The organism is Streptomyces yatensis (assembly GCF_018069625.1).
Lineage (GTDB): Bacteria > Actinomycetota > Actinomycetes > Streptomycetales > Streptomycetaceae > Streptomyces > Streptomyces yatensis.
In genome coordinates this window covers 8,163,283-8,182,458 of sequence record NZ_CP072941.1, presented here as the reverse complement: position 1 = coordinate 8,182,458, position 19,176 = coordinate 8,163,283, and the positions used below count along the sequence as shown (strand labels likewise).

At 70.0% G+C, this 19,176-nt stretch carries 20 protein-coding genes; 2 read left to right on the top strand and 18 right to left on the bottom strand.

The window, feature by feature from the left end; all coding sequences use genetic code 11:
- Positions 1 to 4 precede the first annotated feature (4 nt).
- The 10 genes from tatC to J8403_RS34150 all read right to left on the bottom strand — a co-directional run bounded on the left by tatC (position 5) and on the right by J8403_RS34150 (position 8,335).
- Positions 5 to 967: a twin-arginine translocase subunit TatC gene (gene tatC / locus J8403_RS34195; protein ID WP_211126520.1), complete on the bottom strand. Its 963-nt coding sequence runs from the start codon at positions 965 to 967 to the stop codon at positions 5 to 7.
- Positions 968 to 1,030: 63 nt separating this feature from the next.
- On the bottom strand, positions 1,031 to 1,318 hold the full coding sequence (gene tatA, locus J8403_RS34190) for a Sec-independent protein translocase subunit TatA (protein ID WP_059148647.1): 288 nt from the start codon (positions 1,316 to 1,318) through the stop codon (positions 1,031 to 1,033).
- Between the two features lie 310 nt (positions 1,319 to 1,628).
- Positions 1,629 to 1,832 (bottom strand): hypothetical protein, encoded by a 204-nt coding sequence (locus J8403_RS34185; RefSeq protein WP_211126519.1) that lies wholly within the window; start codon positions 1,830 to 1,832, stop codon positions 1,629 to 1,631.
- 10 nt (positions 1,833 to 1,842) lie between these two features.
- Complete coding sequence (locus tag J8403_RS34180) at positions 1,843 to 2,085, bottom strand: hypothetical protein (protein WP_211126518.1); 243 nt, start codon at positions 2,083 to 2,085, stop codon at positions 1,843 to 1,845.
- Positions 2,086 to 2,098: 13 nt separating this feature from the next.
- Complete coding sequence (locus J8403_RS34175) at positions 2,099 to 3,058, bottom strand: helix-turn-helix transcriptional regulator (protein WP_211126517.1); 960 nt, start codon at positions 3,056 to 3,058, stop codon at positions 2,099 to 2,101.
- 19 nt (positions 3,059 to 3,077) lie between these two features.
- Positions 3,078 to 4,043 carry a helix-turn-helix transcriptional regulator gene (locus J8403_RS34170; RefSeq protein ID WP_211126516.1) on the bottom strand — a complete coding sequence of 322 codons (966 nt, stop codon included), beginning with the start codon at positions 4,041 to 4,043 and terminating at the stop codon, positions 3,078 to 3,080.
- 114 nt (positions 4,044 to 4,157) lie between these two features.
- A complete protein-coding gene (locus J8403_RS34165; protein ID WP_059148601.1) occupies positions 4,158 to 4,532 on the bottom strand; it encodes an FKBP-type peptidyl-prolyl cis-trans isomerase in 375 nt (124 codons plus the stop codon).
- A gap of 39 nt (positions 4,533 to 4,571) precedes the next feature.
- Complete coding sequence (locus J8403_RS34160; RefSeq protein WP_211126515.1) at positions 4,572 to 5,567, bottom strand: FKBP-type peptidyl-prolyl cis-trans isomerase; 996 nt, start codon at positions 5,565 to 5,567, stop codon at positions 4,572 to 4,574.
- Positions 5,568 to 5,680: 113 nt separating this feature from the next.
- Positions 5,681 to 7,042, bottom strand: a complete 1,362-nt coding sequence (gene pafA, locus J8403_RS34155) for a Pup--protein ligase (RefSeq protein ID WP_078640498.1) — start codon at positions 7,040 to 7,042, stop codon at positions 5,681 to 5,683.
- 9 nt (positions 7,043 to 7,051) lie between these two features.
- Complete coding sequence (locus J8403_RS34150) at positions 7,052 to 8,335, bottom strand: MFS transporter (protein WP_211126514.1); 1,284 nt, start codon at positions 8,333 to 8,335, stop codon at positions 7,052 to 7,054.
- Between the two features lie 487 nt (positions 8,336 to 8,822).
- Between J8403_RS34150 and J8403_RS34145 the strand changes: the two genes are divergently transcribed.
- Positions 8,823 to 9,803, top strand: a complete 981-nt coding sequence (locus tag J8403_RS34145; RefSeq protein ID WP_211126513.1) for a LacI family DNA-binding transcriptional regulator — start codon at positions 8,823 to 8,825, stop codon at positions 9,801 to 9,803.
- A gap of 138 nt (positions 9,804 to 9,941) precedes the next feature.
- Here the strand turns inward: J8403_RS34145 and prcA are convergent, their stop codons facing one another.
- The 5 genes from prcA to arc form a co-directional block, all read right to left on the bottom strand.
- Entirely contained in the window at positions 9,942 to 10,715 is a 774-nt protein-coding gene (gene prcA / locus J8403_RS34140; RefSeq protein WP_211126512.1) for a proteasome subunit alpha, read from the bottom strand.
- 53 nt (positions 10,716 to 10,768) lie between these two features.
- Positions 10,769 to 11,614 carry a proteasome subunit beta gene (prcB, locus tag J8403_RS34135; RefSeq protein WP_211126511.1) on the bottom strand — a complete coding sequence of 282 codons (846 nt, stop codon included), beginning with the start codon at positions 11,612 to 11,614 and terminating at the stop codon, positions 10,769 to 10,771.
- 109 nt (positions 11,615 to 11,723) lie between these two features.
- Positions 11,724 to 11,942 carry a ubiquitin-like protein Pup gene (locus J8403_RS34130; protein ID WP_059148607.1) on the bottom strand — a complete coding sequence of 73 codons (219 nt, stop codon included), beginning with the start codon at positions 11,940 to 11,942 and terminating at the stop codon, positions 11,724 to 11,726.
- A gap of 135 nt (positions 11,943 to 12,077) precedes the next feature.
- A complete protein-coding gene (gene dop, locus J8403_RS34125) occupies positions 12,078 to 13,589 on the bottom strand; it encodes a depupylase/deamidase Dop (RefSeq protein WP_079059857.1) in 1,512 nt (503 codons plus the stop codon).
- Between the two features lie 259 nt (positions 13,590 to 13,848).
- Entirely contained in the window at positions 13,849 to 15,615 is a 1,767-nt protein-coding gene (gene arc, locus J8403_RS34120) for a proteasome ATPase (protein WP_137965053.1), read from the bottom strand.
- A gap of 224 nt (positions 15,616 to 15,839) precedes the next feature.
- Between arc and J8403_RS34115 the strand changes: the two genes are divergently transcribed.
- Complete coding sequence (locus J8403_RS34115) at positions 15,840 to 16,163, top strand: ferredoxin (RefSeq protein WP_086705815.1); 324 nt, start codon at positions 15,840 to 15,842, stop codon at positions 16,161 to 16,163.
- Positions 16,164 to 16,181: 18 nt separating this feature from the next.
- Here the strand turns inward: J8403_RS34115 and J8403_RS34110 are convergent, their stop codons facing one another.
- From J8403_RS34110 to J8403_RS34100, 3 genes are all read right to left on the bottom strand, one after another.
- Complete coding sequence (locus J8403_RS34110; protein ID WP_211126510.1) at positions 16,182 to 16,811, bottom strand: hypothetical protein; 630 nt, start codon at positions 16,809 to 16,811, stop codon at positions 16,182 to 16,184.
- Positions 16,812 to 16,907: 96 nt separating this feature from the next.
- A complete protein-coding gene (locus tag J8403_RS34105; protein WP_211126509.1) occupies positions 16,908 to 17,873 on the bottom strand; it encodes a tRNA (adenine-N1)-methyltransferase in 966 nt (321 codons plus the stop codon).
- Positions 17,874 to 17,922: 49 nt separating this feature from the next.
- Entirely contained in the window at positions 17,923 to 19,173 is a 1,251-nt protein-coding gene (locus tag J8403_RS34100) for a site-2 protease family protein (protein ID WP_211128571.1), read from the bottom strand.
- Positions 19,174 to 19,176: the final 3 nt, after the last annotated feature.

The following is a 19,176-nucleotide window of genomic DNA, read 5'->3' as shown; positions in this document are numbered from 1 at the left end:
ACGGCTAGGTGACGTCGTCGTAGCCGTTGCGCCGAGTGGTGCCGGAGTCGTCCCCGTCGGTGAGCTCCGGCCGGGCGCTGGGCGCGGCGACGGCCTCGGGGGTCAGATCCAGCGCGGACGCCTCGTCGTCGCTCAGGCCGAAGTCCGGGTCGGCGGCCCGGCGGCGTGCCTTGCGCCGGTCGTTGGCCAGGGAGACGCCGACGGCGCCGAAGTAGAGCACGACAACCGGCCCGGCCAGGGCGAACATGCCGATCGGGTCGGTGCTGGGGGTGGCGATGGCGCCGAAGACCGTGATGCCCATGATCATGGCGCGCCACCAGCTGAGCATCCGGCGCCCGGTGAGGACGCCGGTGAAGTTCAGCAGGATCAGCAGCAGCGGAAGCTCGAAGGCGAGCCCGAAGACGACGATCATCCGGGCGAGCAGATCGAGGAAGTCGTCCAGCGGGAGGAGGTTGTTGGCCCCCTCCGGGGTGAAGCCGAGAAGGACCTTGGCGCTGGTCGGAAGGATCATGTACGCGAAGTACGCGCCACAGACGAAGAGCGGTACGCCGAGCCCGACGAAGAACAGGCCGTACTTCTTCTCGTTGCGGTGCAGGCCGGGTGCGAGGAAGGCCCACAGCTGGTAGAGCCAGATCGGGGTGGCCACCACCAGGCCGGTCGTGAACGCGACCTTCAGCATGATCGTGAACGGCGACAGCAGACCGTTCACGGTGAAGTAGGCGCAGTCGTGCCCCTTGCCCCCGTTGCCCGAGAGATCGGACAGTGAGACCCCGCCACAGCCGACGGCGTCCAGCACCGGCTGCATCAGGAATTGGGCGATGTCCTTGTAGTAGAACATCGCGACGATCGTGACCACGCAGATCGCCAGGACCGACTTGAGCAACCTGTTGCGCAGCTCACGCAGGTGCTCGGCCAGGGGCATCCGCCCCTCAGGGTCCTTCTCCTTCTTGCGGGCAGACTTGAGCAACCCACGTCCTCATCTCGTGCGTCCGATGGCGGCCTTCCACTGCCGCCGTCAAGTGGCCCTGGGTCAGCGCTTGGTGGTGTCGCTCGGCTCCGACACCGGACGCGAGCTGGTCACGTCTCCGGGCGCGGCCTGGATCGTACGGTGGGACTCGTCCTGGCCGGGCTGGGGCGGGTCGGTCGGCGCGGTCTGCTGCTGCTGACCATCCGACTTCATCGCCTTCGCCTCGCTCTTGAGGATCCGGGCCGACTTGCCCAGCGAGCGGGCCATGTCCGGGAGCTTCTTGGCACCGAACAGCAGCAGCACGACGACAAGGATGAGGAGAATCTCGGGAACGCCGATCTTTCCGAACAGCATAAGCGTCTTCCTTCTCACCGAGGCGGCTGGGGGTGGGGCTGCCCGACCGGTCGGACAGGTGTCCGGCAGCCGTGCTGTCAGCGATCGTAGCGCGCAGGGGTAAACCGGAAGCAATCCCCGTGCGGACTCCGGGTTGCGGCCCTCCGCCTCGCTACCAGGGCCGCGAAATCTCAGCGTACCCCGCTTGGCTGTGGCACAGCAGAGCGCCCGGGCTCTCACCCGCGACGCAGAGCGGCACTCACCCCCGACGCAGAGCGGCACTCACCCGCGGCGCAGAGCGGCTCCTACTCGCGACGCAGAGCGGCTCTCACTCGCGACGCAGAGCGTCGACCGTTGACCCCAGCGGAGCCGAGGCCCGCTCCAGGTCCTCGGCGGCCCGGGTGATCCGCTGCGAGCTGTCCGACACCTGCCGGGCCAGCCTGCGGACCTCCGCGTGGACCCGCACCGCGAGCACGGCGAGTACGGCGATTCCGCAGAAGGCGAGGGCGAGGGCGAGCATCGGCCAGAGCATGCGCCAGAGCCTAGACGGTGGAGTGCAGCCGCAGCGTACGCACCCCGCCACCGGTGAGCAGCTCCACGATCCGCTCCCCGGCCGGTTTGCGCACCATGGTTCCGCAGTCGGGGCAGGTGAACGAGTAGAAGGTGGTGCGGTCGCTGGCCCCGATCGCCAGCCGCAGCGCGCCCGCGGCCAGCTCGAAGCGGCCCCGGCACTCCGGACAGGCTGCCTTGAAGACAACCGAAGCGGCACTCCCCCGTGTGGTCACCGTGTGTGTCCCTTCACTCACCGTACGCCGCGAGCGCCTGCCGCGCCGCGTCCCGGGCACTGTCCGCCAGACCCTGCGGCGAGACGATCCGGCCGTCCCTGCCCAGCCGCAGCGCCAGGCGCCGCAGCGAGCCGGGGTCGGGCGCGCGCAGGGTGATCCGGAGGCCGCCGTCGGGCAGCTCGTCCGCGCTGTCGTGCGGGTAGTACTCGGCGACCCAGCGCCCGCCGGGGCCGACCTCGACGACCACCTCGGGGTCCTCGGCGCCGGTCTGCACCAGCGCGGAGGACAGCTCCGACAGATCGCGCAGCTCGATCGGCGGCGGATCGGACGCCTCGTCGAGCAGCTTGATCTCGACGACCCGGTCGAGCCGGAAGGTCCGCCGCGCCTCGGAGAGGCGGCACCACGCCTCCATATAGGTGCGGCCCACGGCGAAGAGCCGGATCGGGTCGACCTCGCGCTCGGTGATCTCGTCGCGCGCCGGCGAGTAGTAGCGCAGCCACAGCCTGCGGCGCTCGGAGATGGCACGGTCGACGTCGGCGAAGACGCCGCCCTCCGACTCGAAGATCACCGAGAGCCGGGAGCTGGCGCCCGCCGCCTCGCCCGCCGCGGCCTCCAGCTTGGCGGTGGCCCGCAGCAGCGCCTCCCGGTCGCCCTCGCGCAGCCCGGGGAGGGTGGCGACGGCGCGGGCGGCGACCAGCAGCGCGGTGGCCTCGTCGGCCGCCAGCCGCAGCGGCTCGGCGACGTCATCGGGGTTGTGCCACCAGATCCGCTCCCCGTCGGTGTCGATGTCCAGCAGATCGCCGCCGCGGAAGCTGGTGCCGCACAGCGGCAGCACATCGAGGTCGGCGATCAGCTCGTCCTCGCTGATGCCGAAGGCCCGGGCGACATCGGCGACGCGGGCGCCGGGGCGCTCGCGCAGATAGGTGACCAGGGAGAGCATCCGCCGGGTCTGGTCAATGGCGTTTCCGGCCATGATGAAGTGATCCGTCCCCTCAGCCCTTGGCGACCGCGCGCAGCCGGTCCACGACATCCGCCCGCAGTTCCTCGGGCCCCAGTACGACCACGTCCGGGCCGAACTCCACGAGCCAGGCGTCCAGGCCGTGCCCGTAGGGAATCTCCAGCTCGTCCCAGCCGTCGCCGGCCGCCCGGGTGGACAGCGCCTTCGCCCGCAGCGGATAGCCGTGGCCCGAGCGCAGCCTGATCCGGGCGGTGCCGGTGGCGGTCTCGCCCGCCCAGGTCTCCACGGTCTCCCGGACGGTGACGTGGTCGGGCACCTCGGCGGTGAACGCGTCGGACCGCAGCCGGACCCGGCCGGTGATCCGGGAGAGCCGGAAGACCCGCTCGGCGGCGCGCTCGCGGTCCCATCCGGCGAGATACCAGTGGCCGCGCCAGGACTCCAGGGTCCAGGGCTCGACCTGCCGCTGCTCGGGGCGGGCGGCGTTCGACTTGCGGTAGTCGAAGAGCACGGGGCGGCGGTCGCGGCAGGCGAGCATCAGCGGCTCGAAGGCGGCCTCGTGGACCGGGATCCGCGGCTCCAGCGCGCTGTGCCCCGGTGTGTCGTACGGATCCTCGGCGACCGGCATCCCGGCGGCGCGCAGCTTCTGCAGCGCGCCGCTGGCGGCGCCCGCGAGCCGGGCCTGCTGCCAGACCTTGGCGGCCAGGCCCAGGGCGGCGGCCTCCTCGGCGTCGAGGGTGATCGGCGGGAGGCGGTTGCTGTCCCGGCGGGCGAGATAGCCGATCTCGCCGTCGAGGCCCTCAACCGTCTCGATGATCAGGCCGAGTTCGCGCAGATCGTCCTTGTCACGCTCGAACATGCGGTTGAACGCTTCGTCGTTCGCCGCGTCGGTCTGGAGGTACGCCTCTATGGAGCCCCGCAACTCCCGTTTGGTCAGCGGGCGCCGCGTTCCCAGCAGGCACAGGGCCAGGTTCATCAGCCGCTCGGCCTTGGCAATCGCCATCGACGCCCTTTCTTCGTGACCTTACGCACGTGACCGTACCGCTACCGGGACGCGCGGCAAAAGCCGAGGGCCCCTGCCCATCGGCAGGAGCCCTCGGCGCGACGGACCGCCGTCTCAGACGGAGACCAGATCGCAGACGAAGATCAGCGTCTCGCCCGGCTTGATCCGGCCACCGCCTGCGCCCCGGTCCCCGTAACCGAGGTGCGGCGGGACGATGAGCTGCCGGCGGCCGCCGACCTTCATCCCCTGGAGGCCCTGGTCCCAGCCGGTGATGACCTGGCCGACCCCGAGCTGGATCCGCAGCGGGGTGCCGCGGTTGTAGCTCGCGTCGAACTCCTCACCCGTGCTGAAGGAGACGCCCACATAGTGCACGGCGATGTTGTCGCCGGCCTTGGCCGTGGGCCCGTCGCCCTCCCAGATGTCCTTGATCTCCAGCTCGGCCGGCGGCTCGCCGCCCGGGAAGTCGACCTCGGGCTTCTCGATGCTCACGAAATTGCTCCTTGTGACGTTGTGGGCAACCCGCACAGGCTACAGAACGGCCAGGATGTCCACGGAGAACACCAGCGTGGAGTTGGCGGGGATGCCCTTCTGGGCCGCCTTGCCGTAGCCGAGGTCCGGGGGCACGACGACCAGCACCCGGCTGCCGACCTTCTTGCCGGTGAGCCCCTGCGACCAGCCCTTGACGACCTGCTGCAGCGAGAACTGGGCGAGCTCACCGCGCTTGTAGGTGGAGTCGAACTCCTTGCCGCCGTCCCACAGCACGCCCTTGTACTGGACGAGCAGCGCGTCGGTCTTCTTGACCTCCTGGCCGTCGCCCTCGATGACGTATTCGGAGACCAGCTTCTTCGGCGCGGGCTTCTTGGGGACGGTGATGGTGGGCGCCTTGCCGTCGGTGTTGGCGGACACCTTGGGCAGGTCGGCGTCGGTCTGCTCGACCTTGCGGCCCTTGGCCGAGCTCTTGGCGTTGAAGGCATCGACGAGGTCGATGACGAAGACCAGCGTGTCGGTCCCCTTGATACCGGCCTGGGGCTGGCCCTGCTTGCCGTAGGCGTAGGCGGGCGGGACGGCCAGCTCCAGCCGGCTGCCGAGGTTCCGGCCCAGCAGTCCCTGGTCCCAGCCCGGGAGGACCTGGCCCTTGCCGATCGGGAAGGCGGCGGTCTTCTTCTTGTCGAAGGTGTTGTCGATGACCTTCCCGGTGTCCCAGATCTGCGCCAGGTAGTTGATCTGGACCCAATCCCCCTTGACCGTCTTCCTGCCGTCCCCTTGGCTGATCGTCTTGACCGCGAGATCGTGCGGCGGCTTACCCGTGCCCTTGGCCACCTTCGGCTTCTCACCGAACTTCTTACCGGCGGTAATGGGCGGCACCGGTCCGGAGACGATCTTGCCGCTGGGGGCCGGTGAGGGACTCTGGCTCGTCGGCTCCTGTGACGGCTTGGTCTTGTCGGACCCTGATTTGTCGTCACCACAGCCCGCGAGTGTCAGCAGGCCCGCGGGCACGGCAAGGAGTACGGAGCGTCGGCGCACGGAGTCCTCGTTAGGTAGATCTTGCGATGGCCAATGCGCGCCACTCTACGACGTGACTCGGGCCCCGTCCGGAGAACGCACGGGGCCCGAGGGCAAGGTAAGCCGTACGCCGGTCACATACCGGCGATGAGTTTCTCCACCCGGTCGTCGACCGAACGGAACGGGTCCTTGCACAGCACGGTGCGCTGTGCCTGGTCATTGAGCTTCAGATGTACCCAGTCGACGGTGAAGTCGCGGCGCTGCTCCTGGGCCCGGCGGATGAAGTCGCCGCGCAGCCGGGCGCGGGTGGTCTGCGGTGGCACCGACTTGCCCTCGAAGATCTTCAAGTCGTTGCAGACCCGGGCCGCCTGGCCGCGCTTCTCCAGCAGGTAGTAGAGGCCGCGGCGGCGGTGGATGTCGTGGTAGGCGAGGTCTATCTGGGCGATCCGCGGATGGGACATGGTGATGTTGTTCTTGGCCCGGTACCGCTCGATGAGCTTGTACTTCATCACCCAGTCGATTTCGGTGCCGATCCGGTCGAGGTCCTCGGTGCGGATCGCGTCCAGGGTGCGGCCCCACAGCTCGAGGACGCGCTCGACCATGCCGGTGCGGATGCCGCGGCGCTCGCAGAAGTCCACGGCCTTCTCGTAGTACTCCTGCTGCACTTCCAGGGCGGACGCCTCGCGCCCGCTGGCGAGCCGCACCTTGCGCTGCCCGGTGATGTCATGGCTGACCTCGCGGATCGCCCGGATGGGGTTCTCCAGGGTCAGGTCACGCATCACGGTGCCCGCCTCGATCATGCGGAGCACCAGATCGGTGGCGCCGACCTTGAGCAGCATGGTGGTCTCGGACATGTTGGAGTCGCCCACGATGACATGCAGCCGGCGGTAGCGCTCGGCGTCGGCGTGGGGTTCGTCGCGGGTGTTGATGATCGGCCGGGAGCGGGTCGTCGCGGAGCTGACGCCCTCCCAGATGTGCTCGGCGCGCTGGCTGACGCAGTAGACCGCGCCACGCGGGGTCTGGAGCACCTTGCCCGCACCGCACAGCAGCTGCCGCGTCACCAAGAACGGGATGAGAATGTCGGCGAGCCGGGAGAACTCGCCGTGCCGTGCCACCAGATAGTTCTCGTGGCAGCCGTAGGAGTTGCCCGCGGAGTCGGTGTTGTTCTTGAAGAGATAGACGTCGCCCGCGATTCCCTCCTCGTGCAGGCGACGCTCCGCGTCCACGAGCAGACCCTCGAGAATGCGCTCGCCTGCCTTGTCGTGGGTGACCAGCTCGGTCACGTTGTCACACTCGGGGGTTGCGTATTCCGGGTGCGAGCCCACGTCGAGATAGAGGCGGGCGCCGTTGCGCAGGAAGACATTGCTGCTGCGGCCCCAGGAGACGACACGGCGGAAGAGGTAGCGCGCCACTTCGTCAGGAGACAACCGGCGCTGTCCCCTGAATGTGCACGTGACGCCGTACTCGTTCTCCAGCCCGAAAATGCGGCGGTCCATGCCTGAACATTACGCCTGATGGCGTGCTCTGAAACCGGGTTCGACGGCACGGTTGCGATCATTTTCCGCACAGGGTTCATCCGGTGTTGGGGGAACGGTCGGCCGGACGACGGGGCGTGGCCGGTCCAGGAGGAACCGCTGGGCCGCCAGCAGCACCGCCAGCGCGGCCACTCCACCGGCCGCGGGCACCGCGAATCCGGGTGCCACTCCGCCGAACTGGACCGCGGGCCCCGCCACGGCGGTGCCGACCGCGTTGCCCACCACGAACGTGGTCACCAGCCAGGAGAACGCCTCGGTGACCGTGCCGCTGGGCGCGTGGCGGTCCACGACGACGAACGCGCAGGCCAGCGCCGGGGCCAGGAACACCCCCGCCACCCCGGCGAGGACGGTCATCATGACGACGCCCGGCACCAGCACGAGCGGCAGATAGCCGAGCGCCAGCGCGGCCACCAGCAGTCGCAGTCGCCGCTCGGGCGCGCCGGGCCAGGTGCGGCCGCCGTAGACGATGCCACCGACCAGCGCGCCCGCGCCGAGGGCGGAGAGCAGCGCGCTGGAGACCACGCCGCCGCCGTGCTCGTCGGCGTAGGCCACCGCGGCCACCGCGATCGCGCCGAGGGCGAGCCCGATGAAGAAGAACGACCCGAGCAGCACCAGCAGCCCGGGCGAGCGCAGCGCGCCCAGCCAGTGCGCCTCGCGGGGCGCCGAGCGCCACTGCCGCGACGGCCGCGAGACCACGACCCAGAGCGCGCCCGCGACCCCGATGGCGTTGATGACCAGCAGCGCGGCCGCCTCGGACCACACGGCCACACTCAGGGTGACCAGCAGCGGGCCGACGGCGAACATCACCTCCTGGGCCACGGCGTCCAGCGCGTACGCGGTGTGCACCTGGTCCTCGCGCCGCAGCACCGAGGGCCACAGGGCCCGCAGCCCGCCCTCCAGCGGCGGCGTGAACAGACCGGCGATCAGCATCGCGGCGTACGCCACGGGCAGCGGCTCGAGCCCGACGACGGCGAACAGGACCATCCCGAGCGCGGAGGTCACGGCGGCGGGGAGCATCACCCAGGTCTGGCCGAAGCGGTCCACGGCCCGGCCCAGCAGCGGCTGGCCCACCGCGTTGGCCACGCCGTAGACGGCCGACAGCCCGCCGGCGAGGGCGTAGCTGCCGCCCTCGGCGCGGGCGAAGAGCAGCACGGCGAGGGCGGCGGTGGCGTTCGGGAGCCGTCCCAGCAGCGTGCCGATGAGCAGCCGTGCCGCGTGCGGGGTGCGCAGCAGTTCCCCGTAGCCAGCCGCCATGTACCTGCCCCTTCCTTGCCAGATCCTGTTTCGGGTCCTGCGTCAGGGTCCTGTTTCGGGTCCTGCGTCAGGGTCCTGTTTCAGGTCCTGCCGATTTCTCCGGGTTGTCGCGAACGCGTCGCGGGTGCGGCGCGGGTCGGTTGTGACGTTGTACGTATAACTGCCAGCGTCATACGTACCATGGCCGCCACCGCGGGTCCACTCGCGGGCCGAAATGAGCAGCCGCGCGGCGGGACGTGTGGCGGCGGAGGGAGCGGAGGCGATGGTGGCGAGCGCGGACCGCGCCCACGCGGCGGAGGGGGCCGCCGGGAAAGGTTCCCGGGCAACCGGCCGGACGGGTGAGCCCGCGCGGCGCGAGGGCCCGGGCGGGGGCGCGGCGGCTCGCTCAGGGGGCGCGACGGCTGGCTCAGGGGACGCGGCGGGCGCCGGTCCGGGTGGCGCGGCGGCCGCGGGACGCCCGGCCGCGGGACGGGCGACGAGCCGGGATGTGGCGCGGGTGGCGGGCGTGTCCCAGGCGACCGTGTCCCTGGTGCTCGGCGAGAAGTGGCCCGGACGGGTCTCCGAGCGCACCGTGGAGGCCGTGCGGGCCGCCGCGCGCGATCTCGGCTACCGCCCCAACCTCGCGGCCCGCAGCCTCCGCCTGGGCCGCACCAGGACCGTCCTCCTCGTGGTGCCCGCCCTGACGACCGAGTTCTTCGCCCGCGTCTACACCGGCGCCGAGCGGGTCGCCGCCGACCACGGCTTCGGGGTGGTGCTCTATCCGTCCCCCGAGGGCGTGGGCCCGGCCCGGGACCCGTTCGACCCGGCGCGCGCCTCGCTCGACGGGGTGATCGCCTCCTCCATGGCGGCCGGCGCGCTGGCCGCGGTGCGCGGCGGCGGGCTGCCGCTGGTGATGCTGGACAGCGACCCGGACGACGCGGCCGCGGCGGCCACCGTCAACCTCGACATCGCGGACGGGGCGCGGCAGGCGGCGGGGCATCTGCTGGCGCTCGGGCACCGCCGGGTGGCCCATCTCGCGGCGGCGGTGGACTCCTGGACCTTCCAGGTCCGCGCCCGGGCCCTGGCGGAGGCGATGGACGAGGTCCCGGGCACCGCGTTGGGCACCGAAGCGGCGGGGCTGACCGTCGAGGAGGGCCGCCGGGCCGCCGAACGCGTCCTGGCCCGCCCCGGGCCCCGGCCGACCGCGCTGGTCTGCGACGACGACATCCTGGCCGCGGGCGCCTGCAAGGCGGCCCGGCGGCTGGGGCTGCGGATCCCGGACGACATCTCGGTGACCGGCTTCGACGATCTGGCGCTGGCCACGGCGGTGGAACCGGAGCTGACCACGGTGCGGCTCCCGGCGGAGGCGGTGGGCGCGGCCGGTATGCGGGCCCTGATGACGCTCATGGACGGCGAGACGCCCCGGGACACCGTGCTGCCCGTCGAGCTGATCCCCCGGGGTTCCACGGCCCCTCCCCCACGGTCCTGACCGGCCCCGGGGCCACCGCTCCGGCTGGGACGCGGTCTGGGCGCGGGGACCGTGGGGTCGCGTCGCCGCCACGACGTCGCCGCCGCCCCGGGTGGGCCCGGGACGGCGGCGACGGAGAAACGAACGGCGGCGGGCGGGTCAGTCCTCGGACTCCGAGGTGGACTCCTCGGTCCCTTCGGAGTCGGACGACTCCTCCGAGGCCGCGGCGCTCTCCCCCGACTCCAGGAGCCGGGAGAGCTGACCGCCCAGGACGCGCTTGAACTTGCGCTTCTGGGGGCGGTTGCGGTCCAGGATCGCGACCTCGAGCTGCTCGGCGGTGAGGCTGCGCTCCCCGCCGTTGTTGTCACGGGAGAGCGAGTCGACGGCCAGCTTGAGGGCCTCGGCGAGGGTCATGCCGTCCCGGTGGCGCTGGTCGAGATAGCTGCTGATCTGGTCGGCGTTGCCACCGACGGCGACCGAGCCGTGCTCGTCCACGATGGAGCCGTCGTGCGGGAGCCGGTAGATCTGGTCGTCCTCGGGGCCCTCCCCGACCTCGGCGACGATCAGCTCGACCTCGTACGGCTTCTCGGCGGCGCTGGAGAAGATCGTGCCCAGCGTCTGGGCGTAGACATTCGCCAGTCCGCGGGCCGTGACATCCTCACGGTCATAGGTATAGCCACGCAGATCGGCGTAACGGACACCGCCGATGCGCAGATTCTCGAATTCGTTGTACTTACCGACCGCCGCGAAGGCGATCCGGTCATAGATCTCGCTGACCTTGTGCAGCGCGCGGGACGGGTTCTCCGCAACGAACACGATGCCGTCGGCGTACTGCAGCACGACCACGCTGCGGCCGCGCGCGATGCCCTTACGGGCGTATTCGGCGCGGTCGGCCATGGCCTGCTGAGGAGAAACATAGAACGGCGTCGTCACCGGCTGTCCGTCCCTTCTGTCAATGGCGAATGCATTCCGGCTGGACCGTCCTCTCAGAGAAGGGCGGCGCGGGGGCCGTCCGGCTCTTCGAGGCGCCGTTCATGGATGGCACGGGCGAGCTCGGACACCTCGTCCTCGCCGAACCTCTTGAAACCGTCCTCGGTGATGGAGGTGATGATCGGGTAAATGCGGCGGGCGAGATCCGGCCCTCCGGTCGCCGAATCGTCGTCGGCGGCGTCATAGAGCGCCTGGAGCACGGCGGTGGCGGCCTGCTCCTCGGTCAAATCCTGGCGATAGAGCTTCTTGAGCGCGCCCCGGGCGAACATCGAGCCCGAGCCGGTGGCGGCGAAGCCGCGCTCCTCCGAACGCCCTCCGGTCACGTCGTAGGAGAAGATGCGGCCCTTCTCCCGGTCGACGTCCCACCCCGCGAAGAGCGGGACCACGGCGAGGCCCTGCATCGCCATGCCGAGGTTGCCGCGGATCATGGTCGAGAGCCTGTTCGCCTTGCCCTCGAGCGAGAGGACGGTGCCCTCGACCTTCTCGAAGTGCTCCAGCTCGAGCTGGAAGAGCTTGACCATCTCCACGGCGATACCGGCGGTCCCCGCGATCCCGACGGCCGAATACTCGTCGGTGGGGAAGACCTTCTCGATGTCACGCTGCGCGATGACATTGCCCATGGTGGCGCGGCGGTCACCGGCGAGCACCACGCCGCCGGGGAAGCTCACCGCCACGATGGTGGTGCCATGGGGGGCCTCGATGGCGCCCTGCACCGGGGGCAGCGGACGGTTCCCCGGAAGCAGCTCGGGCGAGTGCTCGCCCAGGAAGTCCATGAACGACGAGGAGCCGGGCGTCAGGAAGGCAGCCGGCAGACGCCCTGTGCTACGAGTGTTGGCTTCCACACGTTTCCTTCCACCAGATCTTGAAATACTGCACGGACCATACCCCTGGCCATGGAAGTCATCCGTCCTGCGCCCCCTTCGCGGGGACGCAGGACGGAGAAGACGCGCTTTACTGCCCGCCCTTCTGGACGAACGACCTCACGAAGTCCTCCGCGTTCTCCTCGAGCACGTCGTCGATTTCGTCCAGCACGGAGTCGACGTCGTCGGAGAGCTTCTCCTGCCGCTCCTTCAGATCCTCCGCGGCCTGCGCGTCCTGCGCCTGCTCCTCGACCTCTTCGGTCGAGCGCGACGCCTTCTGCTGACCGCCGCCGGTGTCCTTGGTCGCCATATCCCTCACCCCGCTCGGTTCGCCCGCTGATTCGATCGGTCTCAAGATCAGACCCTACAAGCCGGGTCCGACATCGGCCTCCCACTCGCTACAACGTACGGAGGCCACCTCGATGATTCCCGGATGGGGGGCATTTCAGCCGCCGGACAGCACCCGGACCAGGTCCTCGGCCGTGCGGCAGCGGTCCAGCAGCTCCTTGACGTGGTTGCGGGTGCCGCGCAGCGGCTCCAGCGTGGGGACCCGTTGCAGAGAGTCACGACCCGGCAGATCGAAGATCACCGAGTCCCAGGAGGCCGCGGCGACGTCGTCCGCGTACTGCTCCAGGCAGCGGCCGCGGAAGTAGGCGCGGGTGTCCTCCGGGGGCTTGTTCTGGGCGCGGGCGACCTCCTGGTCGTCCAGCAGCCGCTTCATCTTGCCGCGGGCCGCCAGCCGGTTGTACAGGCCCTTGTCGGGGCGTACGTCGGCGTACTGCAGGTCCACCAGGTGCAGCCGGGCGGCGTCCCACTCCAGGGTGTCGCGCCGGCGGTAGCCCTCCAGCAGCTCCCGCTTGGCGATCCAGTCCAGCTCGCCGGACAGGCTCATGGGATCGCGCTCCAGCCTGTTCAGCACGTCCTCCCAGCGGGTCAGGACGTCCCGGGTCTGCTCGTCGGCGTCCGCTCCGTAGCGGTCCTCGACGTATTTGCGGGCGAGCTCGAAGTACTCCATCTGGAGCTGCACCGCGGTCAGTGTGCGGCCGCTGCGCAGCGTGATCAGACGGCGCAGCGTCGGGTCGTGCGAGACCTGGTGCAGGGTGCGCACCGGCTGGTCCACCGCGAGGTCCACGGCGATGAAGCCGTCCTCGATCATCGACAGCACCAGGGCGGTGGTGCCGAGCTTGAGGTAGGTCGAGAGCTCGGAGAGGTTGGCGTCCCCGATGATCACGTGGAGCCGGCGGTACTTCTCGGCGTCCGCGTGCGGCTCGTCGCGGGTGTTGATGATCGGGCGCTTGAGCGTGGTCTCCAGGCCGACCTCGACCTCGAAGTAGTCGGCCCGCTGGCTGATCTGGAAGCCGTGCTCATGGCCGTCCTGGCCGATGCCGACACGGCCGGCGCCGGTGACGACCTGGCGGGAGACGAAGAAGGGCGTCAGGTGGCGCACGATGTCCGAGAAGGCGGTCTCCCGCTTCATCAGGTAGTTCTCATGCGTGCCGTAGGAGGCGCCCTTGTTGTCGGTGTTGTTCTTGTAGAGGTGGATCGGCTGTCCGCCGGGCAGCTCGGCGGCGCGGAGCGCGGCCTCGGCCATGATGCGCTCGCCCGCCTTGTCCCAGAGCACCGCGTCCCGGGGATTGGTGACCTCGGGGGCCGAGTACTCGGGGTGGGCGTGGTCCACATAGAGCCGCGCGCCATTGGTGAGGATCACATTGGCCAGGCCGATGTCCTCGTCCGTGAGCTGGCTGGCGTCGGCGGTCTCGCGCGCGAGGTCGAAGCCGCGGGCGTCCCGCAGCGGGTTCTCCTCCTCGAAGTCCCAGCGGGCGCGACGCGCCCGGTGCATCGCCGCCGCGTAGGCGTTGACGACCTGGGATGAGGTGAGCATGGCATTGGCGTTCGGGTGCCCGGGGACGGAGATCCCGTACTCCGTCTCGATTCCCATTACGCGCCGTACGGTCATGCGGCCCTCCTTGCCCGGCGCCGCCCCCGGCTGAGGTCGGCGCTCAAGTACCGCTGCGCTCCCGGTCCATATGCGGCCCCCGATCCCCCGTGCCGCGATCGTGCGGTACCGAAGAGCCTAGAACGGCCAAGCGGTGCTGCGGAGATCATTTCAGTCATTGCTCCGGTCGGGCTCGTAGGACTCATACGAAGAATGCGGTCCGAAAAGCGCATCCGGCTGCGGATGCCCCGTCCAGGACATCCGCAGCCGGACTGCGGTGTTACAGGTACTGACCGGTGTTCGCCACCGTGTCGATGGAGCGTCCCGTGTCCGCGCCCTGCTTTCCGGTGACCAGGGTGCGGATGTAGACGATCCGCTCACCCTTCTTGCCGGAGATCCGGGCCCAGTCGTCCGGGTTCGTGGTGTTCGGCAGGTCCTCGTTCTCCTTGAACTCGTCCACGCAGGCGGCGAGCAGATGGGAGACGCGAAGGCCCTTCTGGTTGTGGTCCAGGAAGTCCTTGATCGCCATCTTCTTGGCGCGGTCCACAATGTTCTGGATCATGGCGCCGGAGTTGAAGTCCTTGAAGTAGAGGACTTCCTTGTCGCCATTGGCGTAGGTGACCTCCAGGAAGCGGTTCTCCTCGGACTCGGTGTACATCTGCTCGACCACCGACTGGATCATCCCGCCGATCGCGGCCTTGGGCGACTGGCCGTGCTCGGTGAGGTCGTCCGTGTGGATCGGCAGGGACTCCGTGAGGTACTTCGAGAAGATGTCCTTGGCGGCCTCGGCGTCCGGACGCTCGATCTTGATCTTCACATCGAGACGGCCGGGGCGCAGGATCGCGGGGTCGATCATGTCCTCGCGGTTGGAGGCACCGATCACGATCACGTTCTCCAGGCCCTCCACGCCGTCGATCTCGGAGAGCAGCTGGGGGACGATGGTGTTCTCCACGTCCGAGCTGACCCCGGAGCCACGGGTGCGGAAGAGAGAGTCCATCTCGTCGAAGAAGACGATGACGGGCGTGCCCTCGCTGGCCTTCTCCCGAGCCCGCTGGAAGACCAGCCGGATGTGCCGCTCCGTCTCACCGACGTACTTGTTGAGCAGCTCGGGACCCTTGATGTTGAGGAAGAAGCTCTTCCCCGCGGGCTTGCCGGTCACCTCGGCGACCTTCTTGGCAAGGGAGTTGGCCACGGCCTTGGCGATCAGCGTCTTGCCGCAGCCGGGCGGACCGTACAGCAGCACACCCTTGGGCGGCCGCAGTTCGTGCTCCTTGAAGAGGTCGGGGTAGAGGTAGGGGAGCTCGACCGCGTCGCGGATCAGCTCGATCTGGTTTCCCAGACCGCCGATCTTGTTGTAGTCGATGTCCGGAACCTCTTCGAGGACGAGCTCCTCGACCTCGCTCTTCGGAACGACCTCGTAGACATAGCCGGACCGGGACTCGAGCAGCAGGGCGTCACCGGGGCGGATCGTGGTGTGCAGCAGCGGCTCCGCCAGCCGCACCACCCGCTCCTCGTCGGTGTGCCCGATCACCAGGGCGCGCTCGCCGTCCTCAAGGACTTCCTTGAGGGTGACGATGTCCCCGGCGCGCTCGAACTCCATGGCCTCGACCACATTGAGCGCCTCGTTGAGCATGACCTCCTGGCCGCGCTTGAGGTCGTCGAGCTCGACGCTTGGGCTGACATTCACCCGGAGTTTACGGCCCCCGGTAAAGATGTCGGCCGTACCGTCCTCGTTCGCCTGCAGAAAGGCTCCGAAACCGGCCGGCGGCTGGGCAAGCCGGTCGACCTCCTCCTTGAGGGCCACGATCTGGTCGCGGGCCTCACGGAGTGTGTTCGCGAGCCGCTCGTTCTGTGCGGACACTCCCGCCAGATTGGTCTGCAGCTCGACGATCCGCTCTTCGAGAATCCTCGTATGACGCGGAGAGTCGGCGAGCTTGCGGCGCAGGACGGCGATTTCCTGCTCGAGATAGGCAACCTGGCCGGCAGGGTCGTCAGACCCCCGCCCCGGCCGGATGCCGCGGTTGATGTCGTCGTCGTGGGCTGCCACGGTCCTCACCTCCTCCAAGGGGAGCTGGACGCTTCCTGACCCTACCTGGGCCGGTGCGGGTTGAAACCCCTAGATCACAAACCCGGTCGGCGTGTGTCCGATCTTCACCCTTGCGCACTCCCTCACACCAGCCGAATACCCACCCAACAACATCGGAAAGCGACCGGTTGTATCGTCGACACGGTCAACACCCGTCAGGGCTGGCGATATTTAGACACTGTTGAATGGCGTATCGAAGGAACAGCAGGGGGCACACCGTGCGAAACGAGGAGCTCGGCGATCTTGAAGTGTGGATTGACCAGGACCTGTGCACCGGCGACGGCATCTGCGCCCAGTACGCTCCCGAGGTCTTCGAACTCGACATCGACGGTCTAGCCTACGTCAAGAGCGCCGACGATGAGCTGCTACAGGAGAAGGGTGCCACCGCTCCGGTGCCCCTGACCCTGCTCACCGAGGTCAAGGATTCGGCCAAGGAATGCCCCGGCGACTGCATCCACGTACGCCGCGTCACGGACCGGGTCGAGGTCTACGGCCCCGACGCGGAGTGACGCTCCGCGAGCGACCGCTCACACACTCCCCGGAACCGGCAGCGCCTTCAGAACGAACCGGCCGTCCCGCCACTGCCAGTTGACCTTGCGCTGCTGATCCGGACAGCACCGCGGCACCTTGGCCGAGGAGTAGCCGAGCAAGGTGGCCGAAACCGTCTTTCCGCGCACCGCGAAATCGCTGACGCTCATCCCTTCCTCCGGGTCCACGAAGGTGGCCACCACGCGGGGCGCGGCGCCCGCGCGGGCCGGCTGGGAGAGCACATACACGCCACTGGGCGGGGTGCCGAACGCCGTCCGGCAGCGCACCACGACGGCGGTCTCCGGCCGCCCGTCGCCGTCCAGGTCCGCCGAGGCCCGGTCGATGATGTCGGGCCCGGCCCGTCCGCAGTCCATCGGATAGTCCGCGGCGCGGGGGTCGGGGGCCTTGGCCGCAGGAAGCCCCCCGGCACGCGGGGCGGAGGCGGCGGTGGACGTGGTGGCCTTCGCGTCGGAGGGCTGGAAGAACGACCCCCCGGCGATGACGGCGGCCACGGCGGCCGCGGTCGCGACCCAGTGCACCGGACGGGGATGGGTGTGCGCGAGATCCGGGCCCAGAGGCTGCACGCGGGATGACTCCAGGTAAGAGCTGATGCGGGAGATGCCCCGCATCGTGCCACATCTCACAGGGGCGCGGCCACCGCCCGCACACGGGGAATTCGGTGGCCGCGCCGAGCCGTTGTGGCGCCGGTGTCCGTCAGGCGGCTCTCAGGCGTCGCCGGACGGGGCGTCCTGGCCACCGGAAGCGCTCCGGCCGCCTCCTGAGGCGTCCGCGGCGCCGGTGTCCTTCGCGGTGCCCCAGCCCACGTAGTCCTCGCCGTAGGCGCCCTTGGCGGGCCTGCGGCGGCGCATCGGGGGCTCCACACCGTCGGCGAGCCGGCGGGCGGTGAGCAGGAAGCCGGTGTGGCCGATCATGCGGTGGTCGGGCCGTACGGCCAGGCCCTCGACGTGCCAGGTGCGGACCATGGTCTCCCAGGCCGACGGCTCGTTGAAGGTGCCGTGCTCGCGGATGCACTCCACGGTGCGGGCGAGCTGGGTGGTGGTGGCGACGTAGGCACACAGGATGCCGCCGGGGACGAGCGCCTTGGACACCGGCTCCAGGCACTCCCAGGGGGCGAGCATGTCCAGGATCACACGGTCGACCTCGGTGTCGCTGAGGTTGTCCTGGAGGTCGCCGACGGTGAGCCGCCAGGCGGGGTGCGGGGCGCCGAAGTAGCGCTCGACGTTCTGGGCGGCGATCTCGGCGAAGTCGGCCCGGCGCTCGTAGGAGTGCAGCATGCCCTGGTCGCCGATGGCCCGCAGCAGAAACATGGAGAGCGAGCCGGAGCCGACGCCCGCCTCGACGACACGTGCGCCGGGGAAGATGTCGGCCATCGCCAGGATCTGCCCCGCGTCCTTGGGGTAGACCACGGCGGCACCGCGGGGCATGGACAGGACATAGTCGGGGAGCAGGGGGCGCAGCGCGAGATACGCGACGTTTCCCGTGGTACGCACGACGGTTCCCTCGGGGGCACCGATCAGCTCGTCATGGGGGAAGGATCCCTTGTGGGTGTGGAAGTTCTTCCCGGCCTCGAGCGTGAAGGTGTAGTGGCGTCCCTTGGGGTCGGTGAGCTGGACCTGGTCCCCGACCTGGAAGGGCCCGCGACGGCGGGCGGCACCGGTCGGTTCGGACATGTGAACAGCCTACCGGGCACTTCACCCTGCCCGGACCACACCGGCGGCCTCAGGCGGGGCCGGCGGGCGTCCTGGCCATGGCCGCCACGAAGGCACGCTCGACATCGGCCGTGGAGAGCACCCCGTAGATCTCGCCGCTCTCCTCCACCACCAGGTACTCGGTGGCGGGGGTGGCCCGCAGGGTGTCCAGCAGCTCCTCGCCGGTGAGCTCGGCGGAGACCCGCATACCGTCCTTGAGGTCCTGGGCGAGACCGCTGACCGCGACCCAGGGGCGGCGGTGCTCGGGGATGCCCACGATGGCGGCCTCGCGCACCACGGCGGTCGGGGTGCCGTGGCCGTCCACCACGACAAGGGCGCGGGCCCCGGCCTCGTTCGCCCGGCGCAGCGCCTCGGAGAGCGGGGTGTCGGCCGCCACGGGGACGGCGCGCCGGGTGAGCGTACGGGCGCGCAGGTCCGGCAGCCGCTCCCGCAGCCGGGCCATCCGCAGGCTGTTGCCCGCGCCGGTCCAGATGATCGCGGCGAGTATGGCGGCCAGCAGCGCGTCGGTGAGCGAGTCGACGCTGCCGAAACTCTCGGGCTCCTCGCCGAGCCCGCCCGCCTGGGTGAGCAGCGGCAGTCCGACGAGCACCGCGACGGCCAGCGCGCGGCCGCTCCAGGCGGCGGCGACGGTGCCGGTCATCGGCCTGCCGCTGATCTTCCAGACGACGGCGCGCAGCATCCGCCCGCCGTCCAGCGGCAGCCCCGGCAGCAGGTTGAACGCGGCCACGATCAGGTTGGAGATCATCAGCCCGGCGAGCAGCACCCCGGGCACCGTGCCGGGCTCCACGACCAGCATGCCGAGGTAGAACACGCCCGAGAGGACCAGGGAGAGCAGCGGGCCGACGAAGGCGAGCACGAACTCCCGGCCGGGGGTCTCGGTCTCCTTCTCGATCTCCGAGACACCGCCGAAGAACTGCAGCTGGATCCGGCGCACCGGCAGCTTGAAGCGGAGCGCGGCCACGGTGTGGGCGAGCTCGTGCACCAGCACCGAGGCGTAGAAGGCCACCGCGAAGAAGAGCGAGACCAGATAGCGGGCGGCGCCGAGCTCGGGCAGCACCCGGTCGAGCTGACCGCCGAAGACCCAGGTGATGAGGGCGGCGACCAGGAACCAGCTGGGCGAGACATACACGGGCACGCCGAACGGGCGGCCCATGAGAATGCCGCCGCCCGCCTCGCGTGGGCGCGGCTGTTTGCCGCCCTCGGGCTCGGTCGTGCGGTCCGATTCCCCGTTGTCGGACTGCCGCTGCCCGCTGTTGTCCACGGT

Bases quoted from the DNA above. Each gene is read 5' to 3' on its own strand.
- J8403_RS34185 (WP_211126519.1), bottom strand. From the start codon at position 1,832: ATGCTCTGGCCGATGCTCGCCCTCGCCCTCGCCTTCTGCGGAATCGCC.
- J8403_RS34175 (WP_211126517.1), bottom strand. From the start codon at position 3,058: ATGGCCGGAAACGCCATTGACCAGACCCGGCGGATGCTCTCCCTGGTC.
- J8403_RS34170 (WP_211126516.1), bottom strand. From the start codon at position 4,043: ATGGCGATTGCCAAGGCCGAGCGGCTGATGAACCTGGCCCTGTGCCTG.
- pafA (WP_078640498.1), bottom strand. From the start codon at position 7,042: ATGGACCGCCGCATTTTCGGGCTGGAGAACGAGTACGGCGTCACGTGC.
- J8403_RS34150 (WP_211126514.1), bottom strand. From the start codon at position 8,335: ATGGCGGCTGGCTACGGGGAACTGCTGCGCACCCCGCACGCGGCACGG.
- J8403_RS34130 (WP_059148607.1), bottom strand. From the start codon at position 11,942: ATGGCGACCAAGGACACCGGCGGCGGTCAGCAGAAGGCGTCGCGCTCG.
- dop (WP_079059857.1), bottom strand. From the start codon at position 13,589: ATGACCGTACGGCGCGTAATGGGAATCGAGACGGAGTACGGGATCTCC.
- J8403_RS34115 (WP_086705815.1), top strand. From the start codon at position 15,840: ATGGCGTATCGAAGGAACAGCAGGGGGCACACCGTGCGAAACGAGGAG.
- J8403_RS34110 (WP_211126510.1), bottom strand. From the start codon at position 16,811: ATGCGGGGCATCTCCCGCATCAGCTCTTACCTGGAGTCATCCCGCGTG.
- J8403_RS34105 (WP_211126509.1), bottom strand. From the start codon at position 17,873: ATGTCCGAACCGACCGGTGCCGCCCGCCGTCGCGGGCCCTTCCAGGTC.